This is a genomic window from Veillonella parvula, from assembly GCF_036456085.1.
GTDB lineage: Bacteria > Bacillota > Negativicutes > Veillonellales > Veillonellaceae > Veillonella > Veillonella parvula_E.
Genome location: NZ_CP138632.1, coordinates 1,335,833 through 1,357,062 on the forward strand (window position 1 = coordinate 1,335,833; position 21,230 = coordinate 1,357,062).

A 21,230-nucleotide genomic window follows, 5' to 3' on the forward strand; every position below is an offset into this window, starting at 1 on the left:
ATAAAATCAGTTAGAATTGTATGAAAGCTAATTCCTTTAATTTATGGATATAACGGAGGTTCTCATGGAAGAACGGATGGACTTTAGAATTTTAAACAATGGTAGCTTCATTCCCTCCATCGGTTATGGTACCTATAAAACAGGTACCGAAGGAGAGACTGAACAAGCCGTTGCCAATGCACTTGGCGTAGGCTATCGTTTACTCGATACGGCCGCCTATTATGGCAATGAAGAAGCCGTGGCTAAAGGGATCAAAGCATCTGGTATTAAACGAACAGATATAATCATCACTACTAAAATCTGGCACACTGATGCAGGCTACGATAATACGATGCGTGCTGTTGAAAGTTCCTTAAAGAAATTAGATACCAACTATATTGATATCATGCTAGTACATCAACCACTAGGTGATTACTACGGTTCTTGGCGCGCCATGGAAGAATTATACGATCAAAATGTACTCCGTGGGTTAGGTCTATCTAATTTTTACGAAGACCGTCTCATTGACTTGCTGTACCACTGCAATGTAAAGCCGGTGGTCAACCAAATCGAATGCCACCCGTTCAACCAACGTCAATCACTCTTACAATTGATGAGAAAGCATCAAGTTGTAGGCATGGCATGGTCTCCATTTACCCGTGACCGCCAACCGATTTTTGACCATCCAATCATCAAAAGCTTGGCAGAAAAATACGGTGTTTCAAAACATCAAATCATCTTGCGTTGGCACATCCAACGAGGCATCATTCCATTGCCAAAGGCCAATAACGTGAGCCATATGGAAGCAAACTTCGATGTATTCGATTTCAAACTCACCAACATCGACATGGATGTTATGGAACTATTAGACCAACGATCCTTCTTGGAAAATCATCATACTGCGCCTGGTCTTGAAAGGCTATTACAACTCAAATAAAACATAATATACTAATTAAATACTAAGTAACATGAATTGTTGATAACAATTACAATAAATATAACAATCATGCCATCACGATAAGCAAAATAGTATTTGTAAAAATAAAACCACGTATATCTAACCTTTCATAGGAATAGATATACGTGGTTTATTTTATTTTGTCACATTAAATATAGCTTGTACAAGAATCATATAAATTACTGTACCAGCAGCAATCGATATGAGCATGTTACGTTTCCATAAATGTAAACCTACCGTAACAACCAAGGCTATGAGCTCCGGAATACCGTACGGATATGCTAACACGACAGTCTCTTTAAAGGTATATACAACGAGCATGCCCATAACAGCGGCTGGTAATGCCTTACCTAAAAATAGTACAAAATCTGGTGCTTTTTTTCCTGGAGGAAATACGAGGAAGGCTCCAAATCGGGTAAGTAATGTACCGGCTACAACAATGGCAACAGTAATGACCATTTCTGTACTAGTCAAGATGTACACCTCCCCACTTGTACGCTACATAACAGACGAAAAGCATACATGTCATAGACAGCAGCATAAAGAGTGATTTACCAACCAATACAAGCATGATTAATGCCATTAGTACCCCAGCTACGCCAAAGGCTCTAATCTTATTATTCTTCGCATTGAGTAGCATTTCAAGGAATACCGCAATAAATAGCCCTGGCAATACGAAATCGATGCCCCGTAAATCTACGTCAGCCAATAAATCACCAAATAGACCACCTACAAAGGTGCTAAATACCCAAAATATATAGTTAAGCCAAGACACGTGGAAGTAAAACCACTTTTCATCTACATCATCTGGCAGCTTCGTTCCCATGTTGATGGCAAAACTTTCATCACACATCCAAGCAATAGTGGGGAACCATTTCCACCCCATATGAATATAACGTTGGAGCGCAGACAAACCGTAGAAGAAGTGACGACCATTAACAAACATGGTCAGTACAAACGCATTAATAGGATCAAATCCAGCCACCAACATGCCAATCGTCACAAACTCCATGGATCCCGCAAAAATAGTAGACGCCAAAACAGGCGCCGTCCACCAAGGCAGCCCTTGGCTCGTAGCATATAAACCAAAGCCTAAACCAATAACAAATAAGCTTATGCCCATAGGAGCCATAATAGGAAAAGCAAAAGAAAAAGCACTTTGACGCTTTATCTCATTCAAGGGACTATCTCCTTTCAATATCGTATAATCAGTCGTCAATCATCAATCATCAATCATCAATCATCAATCATCAATCATCAATCATCAATCATCAATCATCAATCATCAATCATCAATCATCAATCATCAATCATCAATCATGTCGATTATAAAGCACGTGTTAAAATTTCGCGAGCCACTTCTGGTGTTATGTCACCTTTTTCACCAAGTTGTGTCATGCCATGGTCTTTTAATTGCTTCACAACTGTATCCACAGCTTCTACACCAATACCATAGTCTTTCAAATGAGTAGCTACGCCAAGGGATTCGAAGAATTCACGAGTTTTTGCGATAGCCTTATCCGCTTTTTCTTCTTTTGTACCTTCTGTGATATGCCATACACGTGTAGCGTATTGTGCCAATTTTTCAAGCTTATCAGCCTTTTTCACTTCCAATAATGCAGGCAATACGATAGCTAATGTTATACCGTGATCAAGATGGTACGCAGCAGTCAATTCATGACCAATAAGATGTGTGGCCCAATCTTGTGGCACGCCAGCGCCAATCAAACCATTTAAAGCTAATGTGGATGCCCATACGTGATTAGCACGAATATCATAGTTTTCAGGCTCCTCTACAGTTATATGGCCAATCTCAATCATAGTTTTCAAGATGCCTTCACTGAAACGATCTTGAATGCGTCCTTCTACCGGATATGTTAAATATTGCTCTGTAGTATGTACAAAGGTATCAATAACGCCATTCTTAACCTGTTTTTCAGGCAACGTAAACGTCAATGTTGGATCTAGCATGGAGAACTTAGGGAATACTAAGCTGCTAAATACAGGAAATTTACCATTTCCATACGTAATAACAGCACCATTGTTCATTTCGGAGCCCGTTGCAGGTAATGTCATAACTGTACCAAACGGTAATGGATTTGGCACCATTTCAACGGGCACCTCTGGCACTCCAGCCTTCATAACATCAATAACAGGTCCATCATAGGTAGCGCCCATAACGATGAGTTTCGTAGCATCCACAACGGAACCACCACCTACAGCAAGCACGAAATCTACACCATGTTCTTTGATGAAAGCTACCGCACGTTCACAGGTTTCTAAAGATGGATTAGGTTCAATACCACCGAATTGTTCAACCTTGCGGTTACCAAGAGCTTTCACAATGCGATCAATAAGACCACTGTGCACAGCGGAGCCACCACCATAAGTAATGAGCACCTTTGCATCCTTTGGTACCAATGTATCTAATTCATCTAAACGGTCTTTACCAAATACGATATGTGTAGGGTTATAAAAATCAAAATTATACATACATCCTCCATTAATCCGACATATAGATATATCCGACATATAGATATATGAATCCATATTAGAATTATACAAAAATATTTAAAATATAAATTTACTACCTAGCGATCACACATTCAATATAACACATTAATCAATATATTATATTGAATTGTATTATAAATGAGCTAGAATTTCACCATAGTTTTAATCTATAGCTAACTGATATGCTTTTATCATATACAAATCCCCTTCATCCATGATAGGATATAACCATTATAAGACTTGAAAGGGATGATTATATGAAATTAAAAACATTGTTAGCACCATTACTTATCGGTGCTCTTGCATTTGCTATCGCTGGTTGTGGTAGTACATCAAATCAATCAACACAAACACAAAAAGAAATCAAAATAGGTGCTACATCTGGTCCTCATGCACAAGTAGCTGAAGCTGTAGCAAAAGAAGCTAAAAAACAAGGAATCGATCTTAAAGTAGTTGAATTCTCAGACTATGTAACACCTGATAAAGCCCTTGCAGATGGCGATATTCAACTGAATGCTTATCAACATGTACCATTTATGGAAAACTTTAACAAACAAAATGGTTCCAACTTAGTAGCAATCGGTAAAACAATTTTGGTGCGTATGGGCTTATATAGTAATAGTGTACACAGCGTACAAGATGTACCTGAAGGCGCTACTGTTTCTATCCCAAATGACCCTACTAATGGTGGTCGTGCATTAGCATTATTAGCTAAAGCTGGATTAATTACGTTAAAAGATGGTGTCGGCTTCAAAGCAACAGTTGCAGATATCACATCTAACCCGAAGAATATAAAGATTCAAGAACTAGAAGCAGCTCAATTACCTCGTAGTCTAGATGATGTAACAATTGCAGTTATTCCAATGAACTATGTGCAAAGTGCTGGTCTTAGTGTAGAAAAACAAGGTTTCTTCTTCGAATCTAAAGATGAACCACTAACAGTTATCGTACTTGCAGTTCGTAGTGAAGACAAAGACAACGAAACATACAAAAAAATTGCAGATATTTACAAATCTGATGCTATTAAACAATACATCGACGAAACATTCAAAGGCACTATTACAACTGCCAATTAATAAAGTTTATATCGTCACTATATAACTAAAAAGAGATACCCCAATGATTACAATCATTGGGGCATCTCTTTTTTACTCTTCTGTATCAAATGTAACATCTAATGGTTGACGCTCTACAATATTGCGATATCGTACTTTAGGATATCCCATAAGAATGCCACCAGCTACAATTTTATCATCAGGTACACCTAATTCATCTAATAATGGTTGGTATTCAGCTTCTCCAGCATGTTCAAAAAAGCCTGCCCAACAAGTACCAAGGCCTAAAGTCGGCGCATATAGCTCAGCATAAGACAAGCAAGAGTGACCACTATCATGGGTACGATGAATATCTTTTTTAGAGCCAATTGCCACGACGAGAGCCGGCGCATCGCGCAAGATATACTCCTTGCCTTTATCTACTTCTGCTTGAGCCGCACGAGCATAAAGGCGCATAATTGGCACTGTTTTTGCAGCTAAATGCATCCACTCTAGAACGAGATCAGCAATACGGCGTAACGTTTGTTTATCTCGGATTACTATATACGAAATACCTTGTGTGTTAGTTGCTGTTGGCGCCATTCTTGCAACGTTTAGCACTTTGCGAATGAGCTCTACAGGGACTGGTTTATTTTGATAGTTACGAATAGAGCGACGACTACGCATAAATAGTTCAGCTTGCTCAGGCGTTAACTTAGGTTCCTTTGTAATATCGATTTGCTCTTTACGCGGTGTCATATCGCTATCAAGAGCAAGCGTTGGGCATACGGAAATACAATGCCCACAGGAGATACAACCTCCCCTGCCAGTTACAGGTCCAGCATCGGACATCACCAGCAATCCTGTCGGACAGTCAGCAACGCAAAGGCCGCATCGTGTACAGACTTCTGTATTGACGGTAAATAACATCTGAATATCCTCCAAATACTACTATAAAGCCTATTATAACATACAAAATCAAGTCATATCTAGTTTTAAACAATTATTCTAACTGTATTGGGACTCAACTAACATTTGTTCATTTGCTTTTAGGATGGGGCCCCGTCTCGTTAATACAACTTGGTAAAAAAAGTAAGAATACGCTTGCTTGCTCCGTTCTTCGCAAAGTCGCTGCACAAGCGTATTCTTACTTTTTTATCACTGTATTTATAAAGATGTCCCATCCAAAAGCGTAAATAATCTAGCTAATACTTATGTAGCCCCATTACAATTACACCTTGAAACAAATCATAGAAAACACTATCATTTTACACATTATAATAAACTTTATAGTAGTGACGCCATGCCCACCGTGACGGAAGGACTAGCCTACGGCTAGTCTTGATAGTAATTTAGTCAAAATTACTTGGCCGTCTCTCCCCTCCCCCTATTATATAAAAGCAGATTGAGTAAATATCCAATGTAGCTTGTGATGGGGCTACTCTGTATATTAGCAGAGTAAGTCGCTTGCTATGGGACTAATTTACATCAGGTGTTATAAAAATGAAACTGGGTACCTATGCAGCGACTTTACGAAGGACGGAGCAAAGAGGTACCCAGTTTTATTTTTAATTAAGTTGTCGCAATGAAATAGGGCCCCATAGCAATCGACGTAGAAACTACTTATATGCTAGGGCCCCATCACAAGCGGAGAAGTGAATTTACTCAAATGCTTTTATAAGTTCCATGTATTGCGCTTTGTGTGTCATTCTCCATGTCCCAAAGTCTGGTTCTGGGGATTGGTTTAGAATATTTGCTAAAGATTCCAAAAATTCTGGAATTTTTGTAGCTACAATATTGCCGGCCATTTTACCGAAGTTTTCAGAGCCCATGTGTTCTGAGCCACCGTCTACAAGAATAAATGCTACCATAGGTTTCTTATCTACTAATTTTACAGCACCATGGAAGCCAATTTCGCCGATTTGGTGTGTACCACAGGAGTGTGGGCAACCAGATATATGTAAACGAGGTAGTTTTCTTGTATCTACGCCCTTTTCTTCAAGGTGTGCGAAGATATCTTTCAAAAGACCGTTAGAGTCTTGCATTCCAATCTGACATATAGTAGAACCAACGCAAGATACGGAACGGCGGAAATCATTTTTAGCACTGTCATCAGTTAATTCCGCAATTTTGCGTGCTTCATCAGCGGTGAGATTGATGAAGAACAATGCTTGGTCTGGCGCAATACGTGCTTCTACTTGATCAAGTGTCACCGCATAGTCAAGGGCCGCCAGCAAGTGTTCAACGTTCGCATCGCCACCTGCCGGATGATATTCTACATAGTATAACCCGTCTTGTTTTTGACGGTGAATACGATAATTTTCCACAGAATCATCACGCTTACCAGTTTTTGTAATTTCATAAGCGTAATCAGCCGGATTAATACTTAGGTGTTCTACTTCTTTTACCATAGCTAGGGTTTCTTCATAGATCTTGATGAAAGCTTCCGCCCCACCCATTTCAGCAGGCATGTAACGAGTACGAGCCTTACCGCGGTTTTTGAAGTTACCATGGTTAGCAAAGACCATAAGCATAGCTTTCACATGGTACAAAACATCCTCAGGCGCTACATCATGTGCCACCGGAATACCAATACGAGGATTAGGACCAATACCGCCACAAGCATACACATCAAAAGTATTGTGTTTTGTTAAATTAAAACCTAGGTCCTTGAACGTAGAATGTGGGGTACTATCAAAACCATTATCTATGCCCATTTTAAATTTGCGAGGAATCTTGATATAGAACATTTGCTCCATAAGAAATTCGCTAATTGCTGTTGCATACGGCGTAATATCTAGAGTTTCACGAGGATCAATGCCGCGTAAAATACTAGCCACCACATTGGGATTATCACCACCAGCACCACGGTTGTAAATACCGTGATCATAACATTCCTTATAGAGCTTTAATATTGTATCACCATCGAGGCCGTGCATTTGTAAGCATTGGCCGGTAGTGAAATGTACGTGTTGTAGGTTATATTTACGAATGGAGTCCGCTAAAAACTGCATGTGCTCGCGCGTCATGCGGCCACCATTGAAACGCCAACGGCTCATACCAGTATTTGCACCGCGCTCAGCGTAACTACCATAGGCACCAGACTGTCCTTTATAATCTGCAATAGATAGTTCTTTCTTATAGAACTTATGTGTCATATCCTCAAACTTTGGATAATCTGCAATTAATCGATCTTTCAACTCTTGTGTAATCATACTATTACCCTCTTGGCTTATATTTATTAAGCATAATTCGTAACTTTATAACGCTTAGTATACCATATATGCATAAGTATATTAGTAGCTAAGCTCACAATTTCAATACCGATTCTTAATAATATAGTTTACAATCTGTAATAATTATCAATTTTAAAAAGGCAAAAAAGGCTGTAACCAAATGTGGTTTTACCACATTCAGCTACAGCCCCTTTTTATAATAATTTATATGATTAAGCGTTGCTAGTTTTTATACTCGACCTTCGTTAGGATTATTGTATGCATCCTTATCGATGGTTCCCATAATTTTGTCTACTACCAAAGCATTTGTTAATGACCCAGATACGTTCAAACATGTACGTCCCATGTCAATCAATGGATCGATAGCTAAAATTGGGCTAATGGAGGTGAAGTACGCTCCAAGTCCTGTACCACTAAGGGATACAGATGCCGCCATTGTAGCCGTACCTGGCACGCCTGCGATACCAACAGAACCAATAGCAATAACGATAACACTCATGATATACATAGTCATATCGAATGGAATATTGGCTACATTAGAAATGTAAACAACAACAAGTGCAGGGAATACGCCGGCACAACCTTGCATGCCCGCAGTAGTACCGAAGGAAGCTACCGTATTAGCCGTTGTAGCATTTACGCCAAGACGTTTTGTCAAGGTCTCTACAGTTAATGGCAATACCCCCATCGAAGAACGAGAAGTAAACGCCAATAAGAGTGGTGCTTTCGCTTTCTTGAAGTATGTAATCGGATTGTAGCCAAAGCTAGTAATCAAGATTGCTTGTACAACAAACATAATCAAAAGACCAACGTAAAGCAATACTACGAACAAGCCCATATCAAGAATAGCTTGTACACCGCGTGTTGCCAATGTAGAAGCTAACAAAGCAACTACACCATATGGCATAAGACCAATGATGAAATCAGCTACCCAAGAAATCAATTGGTGAAGTTCATCAAATAGTTTTGTGAACACCTCCATAGAGTTTGTCCCTGTTTGTTTTAACAGACGAGCTACGCTACCCAAAATAATTGCAAATACAACAATGCCGATAACATTTGTTTCAGCAGCCGCTTGAATTGGATTGCTTGGAATTAGTGCTCGGAATGTGTCAACCATAGGTTTGATTTCACGAATCTTCTTACCAGATTCAACAATATCAAAACCTTGACCTAAACCGAAGGCATTCCCCAAAATTAGGCCGACTATAGCAGCAACGGCTACCATGCCGAGATTTGTAGAAATCATAGCAACTACTAACTTTTTAAGGTTAGCACCTGCCTCCATGTGCAAAATAACGTGAACAATAGAGATAAAAACGATAGGAATAACAAGCATGCGGATTAAGTCGATGAAACCGCCCCCTACGAGAGAGAACCACTTTGTACTTTCCTTGATGTAAACCACTTTGGATGGATCATCAGGGAAGCCTGCAATAATTTGGACCGCTATACCAAGTACGGCACCAGCAATAGTACCAATAATAACAAGATTACCGAAGGATGTGCCCTTGCGTTGCAATACATAAATACCAATTAACACGAGCACAAACACCGCGATAATACCAATACTTAGTGGATTGCTTAACATGAGGTAATCTGTAAAGAATGGAATATTCATAATACACCTCTTTAATTCATATCACAACAATAGGTTATGAACTTAGTATAGCATATATCGAAAAAAATACAAGTACAATATTTAATTTTTGATAACATTTAATGTATTCTGTAATATATGCACCAAAAGGCGATTTTCTAAAAGAAAATCGCCTTTAGTAAATCTAGCTATTATATTATCTATTAACTAAGATATAGGTTACTTGGATAGGACCATGAGCACCATCTACAGTTACCAATTCGATATCCGCTGTACGGGACGGACCAGAAATCAAGCAGATATTTGTAGGGAACTTAGCTGGATCGTTATGATACCGTTCAGCCAAATGTTCCATTGTTTGTGTCATACGTGGATTAATTGTGTCAGTATACAACACAGCAATATGTGTTGTAGGCAACAAACTAATCACACGGCCAGAATCCTCACCAGAAGCTTGTACTACAGTAGCAGTTTCCGCAATACCGCAGTATGGGAATGTAATACCAATATCAGCATTAGCAGTATTAGAAATACATTCTTCACGACCTTTAGCTGGATCCCATTGGAAGTATGTACGAGTGCCGCCATTATTAGTTGCATCTTGTTCGAACAATTCTTTTAATTTATATTCTTCTACTTCAGGAGAGCTTGGGAATACAATTTTACCGTTTCCCCAGTCGTCGATAGCTGCCAAAATTGTTTCACCTAGTTTGTCAGGTGTAGTTTCAACGAATTTTGTACCAACACGTTGACATTGTTCCTTAAACATTGTCAAAATTTGATCGCGATTCAAATCTTGGAACATAGTTTCTTGAGGACCATGGCTATAATCAAAGCCTTCTACAAAAGCAGGGCACATTTCTTGATCACGGCCTAATGCACGAGATAAACGTGCAATAAATTGATTACGTTTAGCTACATCCATTATTTTTTCTCCTTCTTCTTGTTCTTTTCATGTTCAGCATACAAATCACGGAATTTCTTGAATTTCAAGGAACCCAATTCTTTAGATTTAGTCCAACCGTTCATAACTGGAATAGCTTGAGTCCATTCAGGCATGTTACCCTCTTTATTACTAATTAAGTTCATACCGATAGCACCAGCTTTTGTGCCAAGATCAAATAATGTTGCATTACCAAACATCTTAGCAGCTGCTGTGAAGATAGCTTCTTCTGCTTTTGGACGAGTCTTTTCAATATCAGCCATGATATGACGGTGCTCCATCAACAATTCATGCAATGGAATAGCTACTGGACAGTTTTCTGTACATGCACCGCATAATGTAGAAGCATATGGAAGATCGCCGGCTACATCGTAACCTTTGAATAATGGAGTCAATACAGCACCCATTGGACCTGGATATACAGAACCATATCCATGACCGGAAACGTGACGGTATACAGGACAAATATTCATGCATGCGCCACAACGGATACAACGTAGCATTTCTTGGAATGTCCCACCCAAGATGCCAGAGCGTCCGTTATCGATAATAATGATATGAGTTTCTTCGGGACCATCAGCTTCACCAGAACGCGCAGGGCCAGTCATCATGGAGAAGTAGTTAGAAATTTTAGAACCTACTGCAGAACGGTTCAACATTTCCATCATAACATCAAGAGCTTTAAAATCAGGAACAATACGTTCTGTACCTAAGAAGATCAATTGAGTCTTAGGAATAGAGCTAGCCATACGACCGTTACCTTCGTTGGAAACGATTGTACATGTACCAGATTCAGCAACTGCAAAGTTACAGCCGTTAACACCTACATCAGCTTTTAAGAAGCGCTCACGTACATAACCGCGTACAAAGTGAGTCATTTCCGTAGGGTTTTCAGTTCCTGTATAACCTAATTTTTCAGCGAAAATTTCGCGAATTTTGTTACGTTCAAAGTGAAGACCTGGTACTACGATGTGAGATGGAGGACTTACTGCAGTTTGCAAAATAAATTCAGCCAAGTCAGTTTCGTTAACTTCAATACCAGCTTCTTCTAACACTTCGTTCAAACCAATTTCTTCAGTTAAGATAGTTTTGGATTTAACGATCATTTTTGCTTCGCGTTGGCGAAGGATATCTAATGCAATTTGAGTTGCTTCTTTGTCATCGAACGCAAAGTGAACTTTAGAACCAGCTTTTTCAGCGTTGTCAGCAAATTGACTTACATAGTAATCCAAGTTGTTAAGTACGTGATCGCGAATTTTAGCCGCTTCAGCGCGGAAATCTAACCATTCAGGAACATCCGCAACTACTGTATTACGTTTATCATAAAACACGTCTTGTGCTTTTTTAATAGCTGCAACTTTGAAATCGTCAGCCAAACATTCTTTTATACGTGTTTTATAGGGGCGATTGTCATATATAAGTGCCATGTCGTCTCCTCCTTAACGGCAGTTTAAGATTTCAGCAATATGCATAACTTTGATACGGCGATCAATTTCGCCTTCTTTATGAAGACGATCAAGCATACCAGCGATGTTCATCAAGCACGCTTGGTCAGAACCGGAGATAACGTTGGCACCTGTGCCAGCAATTTCCAATGCTTTTTCGCGTGTCATAACTTCACTGATTTCAGGGTTTTTAACTGAGAAAGTACCGCCGAAACCACAGCAACGATCTGCACGTGGTAATTCAATCAAGTTGATATCTTTAACGTTTTTAAGGAGTTTGAAAGGAGGCTCTTTAATGCCCATCAAACGAGTTACGTGGCAAGATGTATGGTATGTTACGGATTCGTTGAAACGAGCCCCTACATCTTCAACACCTAATACGTCAGTAATAAATTGAGTGAATTCGTAAATTTTACCACTCAATTTTTCTGCGCGCGCCAACCACTCTGGTTGATCTTTTAAGAAATGATGATATTCATCGCGGATTGCAAAAGCGCAAGAACCGGACATGCTGACTACATATTCAGCGTTCTCAAAGCATTCGATTGTATTCTTAATTGCATCCATAGCTGCGTCATTGTAACCGGAGTTAGTAAACATTTGTCCACAGCATACTTGTTTCTTAGGTACTACAAGCTCACAACCTAATCTTTCAAGTACTTCTACACCAGCCATACCTACATGAGGGTAGAACATGTCAATCAAACACTGTTGGAAAAGATGAATTTTCATATTATCTTCCTCGTCTTTTCTAGTACTTAACCTAATAAAAAATTTTGATATGTATGTGTTATGGCAATTTTTAGTAGTGAATTTTTCGACTAAATTTCTGCCCTGAACATTACTTATGCTTTCAAATAAATATTCAAAAGCTCATCGCTATAATTATAAATTAATCATGTAGATATTGTCCAAAGAATTGCTATATTCGTATGTACCCTTTTATTTCTTATATCGTTATGACTTTTTGTAATAGTAAACATTGAATTTTATCACATCTATTATTTCATTTATCATTTTTTCTTGTAAAAGCCCCATGAAATCTAGATTTTGCGAATGTTTATCATTTTGCATTTTTAACTACTAGAAAATCAACTTTTATCTATATTTCATTCTATATTTATATAATCAAACTTAATTTTTCAAATTCATGTAAGTTTTATCCTTATATATTACATTTTCTTATAGTAGTGTATAAATTTAAAAAGTGTTATAATTTATTTTATATAAGTATAGTTTGAAAGGAGCCCTTTTCATGAAACTAAATAAATTATCTTTGTCTTTAGCAATTACATTGGCCCTTGGCTCTACATTCAGCATGGCTCACGCTGAAACAACTGCGACTCATATAAAATCCGAAGTATCTAATGTGGCTACTAGAGCTGAAGTTTCTGCTAAAGCGGATGAACACCGTGTTGATACATCTGTTAAAAACGATACTAAACGTATTGATACATCCGTAAAAAATGATGCTAAACATGGTAGCACAGTTGTAAAACGTGATGCAAAACATGCTGATGCATCTGCTAAAAACGCTGCTAAACGCACTGATACATCCGTAAAAAACGATGCTAAACGCGTTAACACTTCTGTAAAAAATGACGTTAAACGCATTGATACTTCTGTAAAAAATGATGTAAAAGAAGATGCTGTAAAGGTAGAAGGTAAAAAAGCTGTAAAAGCTAAAGAAAACTTACCTGCTGGTATATACCCCGACACAAAAGATAACTGGGCTCGCGATGCTATCCAAGCAATGACACAAGCCGGTTACCTTTCTGGTTATGCTGATAATACATTCAAACCTAGTGCACAAATTACTCGTGAGCAAGCAGCTGCTATTTATGGCAAAGTGCTACAACACAACTTAAACGAACAAGAATTAGCGGAGATTGCAACAAAAGAATCCTCTACCTCCTACTCTGACGTGGAAGCAGATCGTTGGTCTAGCTCTGCTATCAAATTAGTTAGTGCTGCAGGCGTAATGGAAGGCACATCTAAAACAGCTTTCACACCTAGCAAAACTATGGACCGCGAACAATTCGTTGCATCCGCCGCTAGCCTAGCTAAAAAATTAAATCTTTCTACACCTGTAAAAGCAGAAAAAGTAACATTTAAAGACGAAGCTAGCATCTCCTCTGCTTACTTGGCAGATATCCAATACATGGCTCAACGTGGCATCGTAGCATCTGGGGCAACAGAAAACTTTAACCCTAAACAACCTGTAACAAGAGCACAAGCGGCAACAATCTTGAACCGCATGCTTAATGGTGCTGGCCTTGCAACACCGAAACACAGTACAACTGAAGCTAAAGCTGAAACAACTGTAAAAGAAGATATAAAGAAAGCTGATACAGCAATCGAAAAAGAGGCCTCCAAAGTAAATAAAGATGCAAAAAAAGATATGTCCAAAACTGATAAAGACATGAAAAAAGAGGCAGAAAAGGCAGATAAAGTAGCCAAAGCTGAGGCAAAAAAAGCTGACAAAGACTTAAAGGGCAACAAAAATGCTGCAGTAGCGGAAAAAGCTGAGCCTACTCACACAGTTCGCCCTGTTCGTCGCAGCACACTAAAAGCACTTGATCAAAAACAACAAGCTGCATTAGAAGACAAAGTATTTTCTGAATTAAATAAAACTTATAAAACAGAAGATGCATTCCAAAATTATGGCGTAATGTACTGGCGTGACAATCAATTACACGTAGCTTTGAAAACAGACAGCGATATTTCCACAGTAAAAGCTAACCTTGCAAACCGTGGTGATTCTACTGTAAATAACTATGTTGTAGTTGAATCCTCCCAATACAGCCAAGCTGAATACGATGCAATCGATACAAACTTCCGCAACTACTACAACAAAAATGAAAAAGCAGGTACAATTCTAGCTACATTCCCTGATGTAGAAAATAACCAACTTTACGCAGTTGTATCTACAGCATCTAAAGAAACACAACAAGGGATCTCTAAATTATTCGGTTCCAAAGTAAAAATGACAGTAAAACGCTAATCGGCGTTACACTTAACCAGCCAAGGCAGCGTATACTCGATAGTACTACGCTGCTTTGTTGTATATCACTATGCATGCCAACTAATTGACTATGATGCGACGGATATAGCTTTTTATGCTGGTGAAAGTTTATATTCTACGGCTATCAAGCGCTAGCCTTTACCATGATTAGGAAGGATTTTTATGTACAAGAATACCCCTCACGCATTACGTGCCCTCGTACTCGGCACATTATTGACTACAACAGTCCTTGGTTTTGCTTCTGCAAACACAACCACTACAACTCATGCTCCTGCAACTACTGTTGAAGCCACTAAAATGGAAACAACTAAAGCACCAATGGCTAAAACAGATGCTACGAAGATGGAGACTACTAAAACAGAAGCGGCTAACGTCAAATCTACTAATACTGCCTCACCTGCAATTGTAAACACCTCTATTGGTACGTCTCAAGATATTCAAAAAATTCGCGCCCACATCTTTACAGATGTGCCTAGTGATTTTTGGGCAGCTAACTCGATTAGCACTGTAACAAAAGCAAACCTAATGAAGGGGTATTCCGATGGTACATTCCGACCTAACCAACCTATGACACGTGAAGAAGTAGCAGCGCTCTTCAACAATATCACAGATGATGGTACGGCCGCCTTTTTATCAAGTAAATTTAAAGATATTACATCTGACCGTTGGTCTGCTCTTGCTATTGAATCTGTAGCGCGCAAGAATATCATCAGCGGATATGGTGATGACACATATAAACCAGAAAAATATATGTCCCGTCAAGAGTTTGCTGTAGTAGCGGATAACTATATCCATTATTTAGGATATACTACTGAAGACCCAACAGTTCTTGATAATATATCCTATGGAGACCAAAAATTCGTGGCTCCTTGGGCACAAGATGCCGTTCGCGAGCTTGCCTATCTTGGGTTTACAAACTACGCTCCAGGTACATTATTTAACCCTGAAAAATATGTAACTCGTGCAGAAGCAGCGGAAATTGCGTACCGCATGACACAAACAGAACAAGCACTTGCCTTCCACAACACATTGCTCAAGCAACAAGTAGAAAATAAAACAGCTAATATCATCGACAAAGCATTAGGTTATGGCAATGATTTCACCAAATTCCGTCAAGACGGGGCCCTCTTCTGGGAGGCAGGCCAATTACATGCATCTTTAACGGATCAAAAGAAAACTGACCTCGTCTCCAAAGCAATTACAGAGGCTCATGATCCACAGCTAGATAGAACTGTAGTCGTATCAAAAGGTAAATTAAATCAGGCCCAACTAGAGGAGTATCAATCCGATGCCATTGCCCTTTACCAACAAAAAGAACCTCAAGGAAAGATTCTTTCCATCTCCCCAAATACTGATACGAGTGCCCTTCTCATTACCGTTGATTCTATTCAAAAATCGACATTGAAAGCATTTAAAAAGAAATTCCATGATAATGTATTCTTACAATTACCACCGGAACCGCTTACAAAGTCAGACGGAAATATTCAATTCCCATTACCGCCACGCGTAAACTATTATAACGACAAACAATAACATAGAAAAAAAGAACCGCCCCCTTAGGAGCGGTTCTTTTCACAATTAAACAGCTGTTACTATACACACATAATCGAATTTACACAGTTCGATTATTTTTTTGTTACATCATTTTCGCGGTCACGCAAGATACCAACTGGTACATATACCGTACCTGCACTATGGATTGCATCTACGTCTTGTTGCAAGATCATTACAACGGAATAATCATCTGTTGTGTAGAATTCAGTAGGCATTTTATCGATATTTACATCGCCACCTAATTTATCTTTCACATCTTGATTATTATTAATCGCATTCACCAATTCTTTTTTATTAAGACCACCAAGATCGTACAAGGACAATTGTCGACCTGTTGTGGTGTTAAATGTGAAGCCTTTTACATAGTTTACACCATTGGCATCATGATCACGCATAGTATATGTGTGAATCAATACGCTGAAAATACCGTTTTTATCTGTTTTAACATCATAGTACATAACTACATTTGTTTTATCAGATTCTTTAGCATTTAACTTTTCTACATCATTTTGTATTTTAGAAACATACTTTTTGATGGTCGTATTGATTGCTTTTTCTACCGTAGGGCTAACAGATTTAACCTCTGGGAATACTAAATCCAAATGATCTGTAGTAGACTCCACAGGTGATACAGCAACCTCTTTGCGATCCATATAACGGTCCGCATTTGGAGCTACCACTTCAACTGCATTACGATCTACTTTAGACGCTTTAGAGCGCAACGCACGGTTCTGCTCAGGTGTAGCAGTGCTAGAAATACGATATGTTAAATCATTACGATTTACACGTTTCGCATTTGTTTGATTTGCTTGTACATTTACAGTATCTTGCGTTACAGGTATTACTTCGCTTGCTGCGAAGGAGACTACTGGCAATGCAGCAGCCATAATGATGAGTACAGACTGTTTTAATTTCATTGTTTAACCTCTTATTGTTCTTGCTCAGCTTTCATAGCAAGAGCTTCTTCTTTATTGAACTTGTGTGTAACAACACGTCGAACAAGATAGAGACCAGCGAATATGAATGCAAGCAATCCTAACCATTGTGCTGTGCTTTCAAATTCAGGACCTACTAATTCAAGTGGAGCTTCCCCACCACCAGTTGTAACAGACAATACAATAATAACAGCTATGATTACACCAATCAAGCTTTCACCAACGATCAGACCAGAAGCAAAGAGAACACCGCGGCGATTGGATTGCTCTACATCGTAGTCAGCAAGCTCACCGGCACGCATTTTAGCACGAGCTACAAGATAACGACCTACGAAGTAGCTGATGAAAGAACCAATAATAAGCGGTACTTCTAAAGTAGGTGGTAAATAAATACCCATACCAACAGCCAACGGAGGCAATGTTAAGGTAGCAGTTGTGCTCTTGAGAATCAAGTTGACGATAATCGCCACAACGCCAACGCCAACGCCGATTAAGATATAATCCCAATCCATGCTAGAGTTGAAGATACCTTGCGCAATGGTAGTCATCAAAGTCGCTTGAGGCGCAGATAATGCAGCGTTTGGATCCATTTCAGCACGTGGTAACGCACCTGTGAAACCATATGCTTGGTAAAGCAAGTTAAGAACTGGAGCAATTGCAATGGCACCGGCTACAGAACCAAGTAACAAGGCAATTTGTTGACGCCAAGGTGTAGCACCAACGAGTTGGCCAGTTTTCAAATCTTGTAAATTATCATTAGAAATAGATGCAATCGCAATAACTACGGATGTCATAAAGATAGCCATAGCGGTAGCGAACTGAACACCTTCCTGTGTAGCAAATAAATTATTTTCCGCTGCGATAAAGTATACAACCAAGGAAGAAATAATAGTCGCTAAAATACCGATACCAGAAATTGGAGAAGCAGATGTACCGATAAGGCCTGCCATATAGCCACATGCTGCAGCTACGAAGAAGCCAATCAATAAAGCTACTACGATACCTACTACAACGAGTGTCCACATTAAACCTGCACTAATAGGTACGACAGATACGAAATCCCAGAATGTAAATACTAATCCAATAAGAATAAGTATGAATACACCTAAAACGGATTTTGTACTCATATCTGTATCCATACGATGCAATTCACGTTCAGCGGAACTGCTATTCATAGATTTTACAGAAATCTTCATGCCTTCGATGATAGGTTTGATTAAGGTAATCAAAGTCCAAATCGCAGCAATACCGATAGCACCAGCACCGATAAAACGAACTTTAGATTTCCAAACAGCCATTGCAAACTTGGCAGTAGCACCGCCATCTGGAGCAAACATATTAGTGAAGTAAGGTACGAAGCCAGCCCACGCGATAAGTACACCAACGAGGATAGCGATACCAGAGGCGATACCAATAAGATAACCAGCACCTAACAACGCTGTAGAGAAGCCCAAAGGAATTTGAGTAATCCCTTTGCTACCTACAGGAATCCAGAAGCTCATGCTATCGCCAAGCACTTTGAAACCATTTGCACAAAGGCTAATAAGGCCAGCTACAAAGCCACCGGACACGATATCGGTCATACCGGAGCTAGATTGAGGGCCTTGTTCACCATTGTGAGAGCCAACTTTCAAAATTTCTGCTGCTGCACGGCCTTCTGGATATGGTAGATCACTATTCACTACCATAGCACGACGCAATGGAATGGTGAATAATACACCTAGACAACCACCGCATGCGCAGAGCAAAAATGTTTGCCAGAACGGAAAGCCATTCCAATACCCAAGCATGAGTAAACCTGGCAAAATAAAGATAATGGCGGACAATGTACCAGCGGCAGAAGCCTGCGTTTGTACCATGTTGTTTTCAAGAACGTTAGAATCCTTGAAGAACCGTAAAATCGCCATTGAAATAATTGCTGCCGGAATGGATGACGAGAATGTCAAACCAACCTTCAAACCGAGATATACGTTAGATGCTGTAAAAATAACAGTAATCAATGCACCAAGTAGCATCCCACGCAACGTCAGTTCCGGCAGATGAAGGTCATGGCTCGTAAAGTCATGTTTCATAAGTACTTACCTCCTCTGTGAAATCATAAACTTAAAACAATATACTAAGCTACTTTCATTTTATCGTGTTAAAGCGATGATTTCAATATATATGCGATATTTATAATGTATACATATAAAAGATTATAAATTTAGCTTTCTCCAACAGATATCTTAAAAGGTCTATTCTGTACCCTAAACACTTTATTAGGCGTGGTAGCCCTCCAAAAGCCTCCAAAGCCACCTACCCCGCTTCGTGGGGCCGCTAAGTCATTTTTTGGCTATCGTCTTCTCCCTCTCAAATCAGCATTATATAAAACATATATACAAATTAAATATAAATCATCACATATATATTGTAAGGAAGAGATAGGTGTATATGCGCATTATGCATATACACCTATCAATTATATGAAAATAGAAATCATTCTCTTTTATTCTGTACAAGTATACAGGATTTTATATAATTAAAGTACCGACAATAGAGTCGGCATGTCTTTTAAGGAGGTTGTAAACATTATGGAAACAAGAATTGAATACGATTCAATGGGACCAGTCGAAGTCGACGCTAGACGAATTTACGGACCTCAAACGCAACGCTCGTTCAATAACTTCAAGATCGGTGACCACCGCATCCCTATTGAACAAATCAAAGCGCTTGCGCTTGTCAAAAAAGCATGTGCTTTAACCAATGCAAAGTGTGGCGCAGTAACTGAGGAAAAAGCGAAACTCATCGCTCAAGTAGTAGATGAAATCGTGGACGGCAAATGGGATGAAGAATTCCCGTTAACCGTATTCCAAACAGGCTCTGGCACACAAACTAACATGAATGTGAACGAAGTCATCGCTCACCGAGCTAAACAGTTAGATGAATCCAATCCGCTTCATCCTAACGACGATGTAAACCGCGGCCAAAGTACAAATGATACATTCCCTACGGCAATGCATATCTGTGCGTACTTTGAAATTACAAAACGCGTAATTCCTGCATTGGACGGTCTTATCGAATCCTTTGAAAAATTGCAAAAAAAAGGGAAAGGCTTGCAAAAAGTTGGTCGTACCCACCTACAAGATGCTACTTTTATCATGGTAGATCAAGAAATTAGCGCCTTTGTGGACGGCCTAAAAACTGCCAAAACTATGCTCCTTCAAAATGCTGACCACCTACTCGACGTAGCACTCGGTGGTACTGCGGTCGGTACAGGTGTGAACACACCTAAGGGCTATCTAGACGTTATGGAAACTGTATTGCCAGAGGTAACAGGCGCTCCATTCCGTGTTAAGAATAACAAGTTCCAAGGACTTGCTCTCAAAGATGCGTTCATGATGGCTCACGGGGCACTCAATACGTTAGCTACTACACTATTCAAAATCGCTAATGATGTTCGTTTCTTAGGCTCTGGCCCTCGCTGTGGCTATGGCGAATGGCATCTACCTGAAAACGAACCGGGCTCCTCCATCATGCCAGGTAAAGTCAATCCTACACAATGTGAAGCCTTGACCATGGTATGCGCCCAAGTATTCGGCCACAATACGACTATGACACTCTGTGCAGGTAGCGGTGCATTCCAATTGAACGTATACATGCCGATCATGATCTATGATTTTGTTGAAAGCTGTCGCCTCCTTGCAGATGCTATGAATTCGTTCACAACACACTGTATCGACGGTGTAGAATTCGTACCTGAAAAACTCAACTTCTTTGTAGAACAATCCCTCATGATTGCTACATCCTTAACACCATACATCGGCTACGATAAGAGTGCTAAGGTTGTAAAAGAAGCGTACAAACGTGGTTGCTCTATCAAAGAAATCATCTTAGAAGAAAAACTCATGACCGAAGACGAATTTGCCGAAGCAGTTCGCATGAAATAAAATCTCTCTCACCTCTATGACATATCTGTAACATCCTCTCATACCTCAAATGAACGGAAAATAAAAGGACGCTATAGTCTT

The 21,230-nt window shown here is 39.4% G+C and carries 16 protein-coding genes; 5 read left to right on the forward strand and 11 right to left on the reverse strand.

Annotation, left to right across the window (positions count from 1 at the left end; translation table 11 throughout):
• The first annotated feature begins 64 nt into the window (after positions 1–64).
• On the forward strand, positions 65–916 hold the full coding sequence (locus PK1910_RS06325; protein ID WP_021148603.1) for an aldo/keto reductase: 852 nt from the start codon (positions 65–67) through the stop codon (positions 914–916).
• A gap of 156 nt (positions 917–1,072) precedes the next feature.
• On the opposite strand, the gene PK1910_RS06330 is transcribed toward PK1910_RS06325, so the two are convergent.
• The 3 genes from PK1910_RS06330 to PK1910_RS06340 form a co-directional block, all read right to left on the reverse strand.
• Positions 1,073–1,411 (reverse strand): branched-chain amino acid transporter permease, encoded by a 339-nt coding sequence (locus PK1910_RS06330; RefSeq protein WP_021148604.1) that lies wholly within the window; start codon positions 1,409–1,411, stop codon positions 1,073–1,075.
• Positions 1,404–2,069 carry an AzlC family ABC transporter permease gene (locus tag PK1910_RS06335; protein ID WP_008602239.1) on the reverse strand — a complete coding sequence of 222 codons (666 nt, stop codon included), beginning with the start codon at positions 2,067–2,069 and terminating at the stop codon, positions 1,404–1,406. Before PK1910_RS06335 ends, PK1910_RS06330 begins: the two co-directional genes overlap by 8 nt.
• Positions 2,070–2,263: 194 nt before the next feature.
• A complete protein-coding gene (locus tag PK1910_RS06340; protein WP_024061294.1) occupies positions 2,264–3,430 on the reverse strand; it encodes an iron-containing alcohol dehydrogenase in 1,167 nt (388 codons plus the stop codon).
• A 278-nt stretch (positions 3,431–3,708) separates the two neighbouring features.
• On the opposite strand from PK1910_RS06340, the gene PK1910_RS06345 reads away from it, so the two are divergent.
• Positions 3,709–4,527 (forward strand): MetQ/NlpA family ABC transporter substrate-binding protein, encoded by an 819-nt coding sequence (locus PK1910_RS06345; protein WP_004694891.1) that lies wholly within the window; start codon positions 3,709–3,711, stop codon positions 4,525–4,527.
• A 72-nt stretch (positions 4,528–4,599) separates the two neighbouring features.
• On the opposite strand, the gene PK1910_RS06350 is transcribed toward PK1910_RS06345, so the two are convergent.
• The 6 genes from PK1910_RS06350 to PK1910_RS06375 all read right to left on the reverse strand — a co-directional run bounded on the left by PK1910_RS06350 (position 4,600) and on the right by PK1910_RS06375 (position 12,441).
• Complete coding sequence (locus PK1910_RS06350) at positions 4,600–5,415, reverse strand: nitroreductase family protein (protein WP_004698259.1); 816 nt, start codon at positions 5,413–5,415, stop codon at positions 4,600–4,602.
• Between the two features lie 731 nt (positions 5,416–6,146).
• Positions 6,147–7,700, reverse strand: coding sequence for a nitrite/sulfite reductase (locus tag PK1910_RS06355; protein ID WP_021148607.1), 1,554 nt, complete (start codon positions 7,698–7,700; stop codon positions 6,147–6,149).
• Between the two features lie 250 nt (positions 7,701–7,950).
• Positions 7,951–9,342, reverse strand: coding sequence for a cation:dicarboxylate symporter family transporter (locus PK1910_RS06360; RefSeq protein ID WP_008602231.1), 1,392 nt, complete (start codon positions 9,340–9,342; stop codon positions 7,951–7,953).
• A gap of 175 nt (positions 9,343–9,517) precedes the next feature.
• Positions 9,518–10,246: a LutC/YkgG family protein gene (locus PK1910_RS06365; RefSeq protein WP_058948152.1), complete on the reverse strand. Its 729-nt coding sequence runs from the start codon at positions 10,244–10,246 to the stop codon at positions 9,518–9,520.
• Positions 10,246–11,691, reverse strand: a complete 1,446-nt coding sequence (locus PK1910_RS06370) for a LutB/LldF family L-lactate oxidation iron-sulfur protein (RefSeq protein WP_012864877.1) — start codon at positions 11,689–11,691, stop codon at positions 10,246–10,248. Before PK1910_RS06370 ends, PK1910_RS06365 begins: the two co-directional genes overlap by 1 nt.
• A 12-nt stretch (positions 11,692–11,703) precedes the next feature.
• Positions 11,704–12,441 carry a (Fe-S)-binding protein gene (locus PK1910_RS06375; protein ID WP_004694880.1) on the reverse strand — a complete coding sequence of 246 codons (738 nt, stop codon included), beginning with the start codon at positions 12,439–12,441 and terminating at the stop codon, positions 11,704–11,706.
• A gap of 523 nt (positions 12,442–12,964) precedes the next feature.
• Between PK1910_RS06375 and PK1910_RS06380 the strand changes: the two genes are divergently transcribed.
• Both PK1910_RS06380 and PK1910_RS06385 read left to right on the forward strand, forming a co-directional pair.
• Positions 12,965–14,713 carry an S-layer homology domain-containing protein gene (locus PK1910_RS06380; RefSeq protein WP_008714802.1) on the forward strand — a complete coding sequence of 583 codons (1,749 nt, stop codon included), beginning with the start codon at positions 12,965–12,967 and terminating at the stop codon, positions 14,711–14,713.
• A gap of 183 nt (positions 14,714–14,896) precedes the next feature.
• A complete protein-coding gene (locus PK1910_RS06385; protein WP_058948153.1) occupies positions 14,897–16,267 on the forward strand; it encodes an S-layer homology domain-containing protein in 1,371 nt (456 codons plus the stop codon).
• Between the two features lie 92 nt (positions 16,268–16,359).
• On the opposite strand, the gene PK1910_RS06390 is transcribed toward PK1910_RS06385, so the two are convergent.
• Together PK1910_RS06390 and PK1910_RS06395 are read right to left on the reverse strand one after the other, a co-directional pair.
• Positions 16,360–17,205, reverse strand: a complete 846-nt coding sequence (locus PK1910_RS06390) for a polysaccharide deacetylase family protein (protein WP_058948154.1) — start codon at positions 17,203–17,205, stop codon at positions 16,360–16,362.
• 11 nt (positions 17,206–17,216) lie between these two features.
• The gene (locus PK1910_RS06395) at positions 17,217–19,295 is read right to left on the reverse strand and encodes an OPT family oligopeptide transporter (RefSeq protein WP_058948155.1); all 2,079 of its coding nucleotides are present in this window, start codon (positions 19,293–19,295) and stop codon (positions 17,217–17,219) included.
• Positions 19,296–19,793: 498 nt separating this feature from the next.
• Here PK1910_RS06395 and PK1910_RS06400 point away from each other — a divergent pair, with 498 nt between their 5' ends.
• On the forward strand, positions 19,794–21,149 hold the full coding sequence (locus PK1910_RS06400) for a class II fumarate hydratase (protein ID WP_058948156.1): 1,356 nt from the start codon (positions 19,794–19,796) through the stop codon (positions 21,147–21,149).
• The last annotated feature ends 81 nt before the right edge of the window (positions 21,150–21,230 follow it).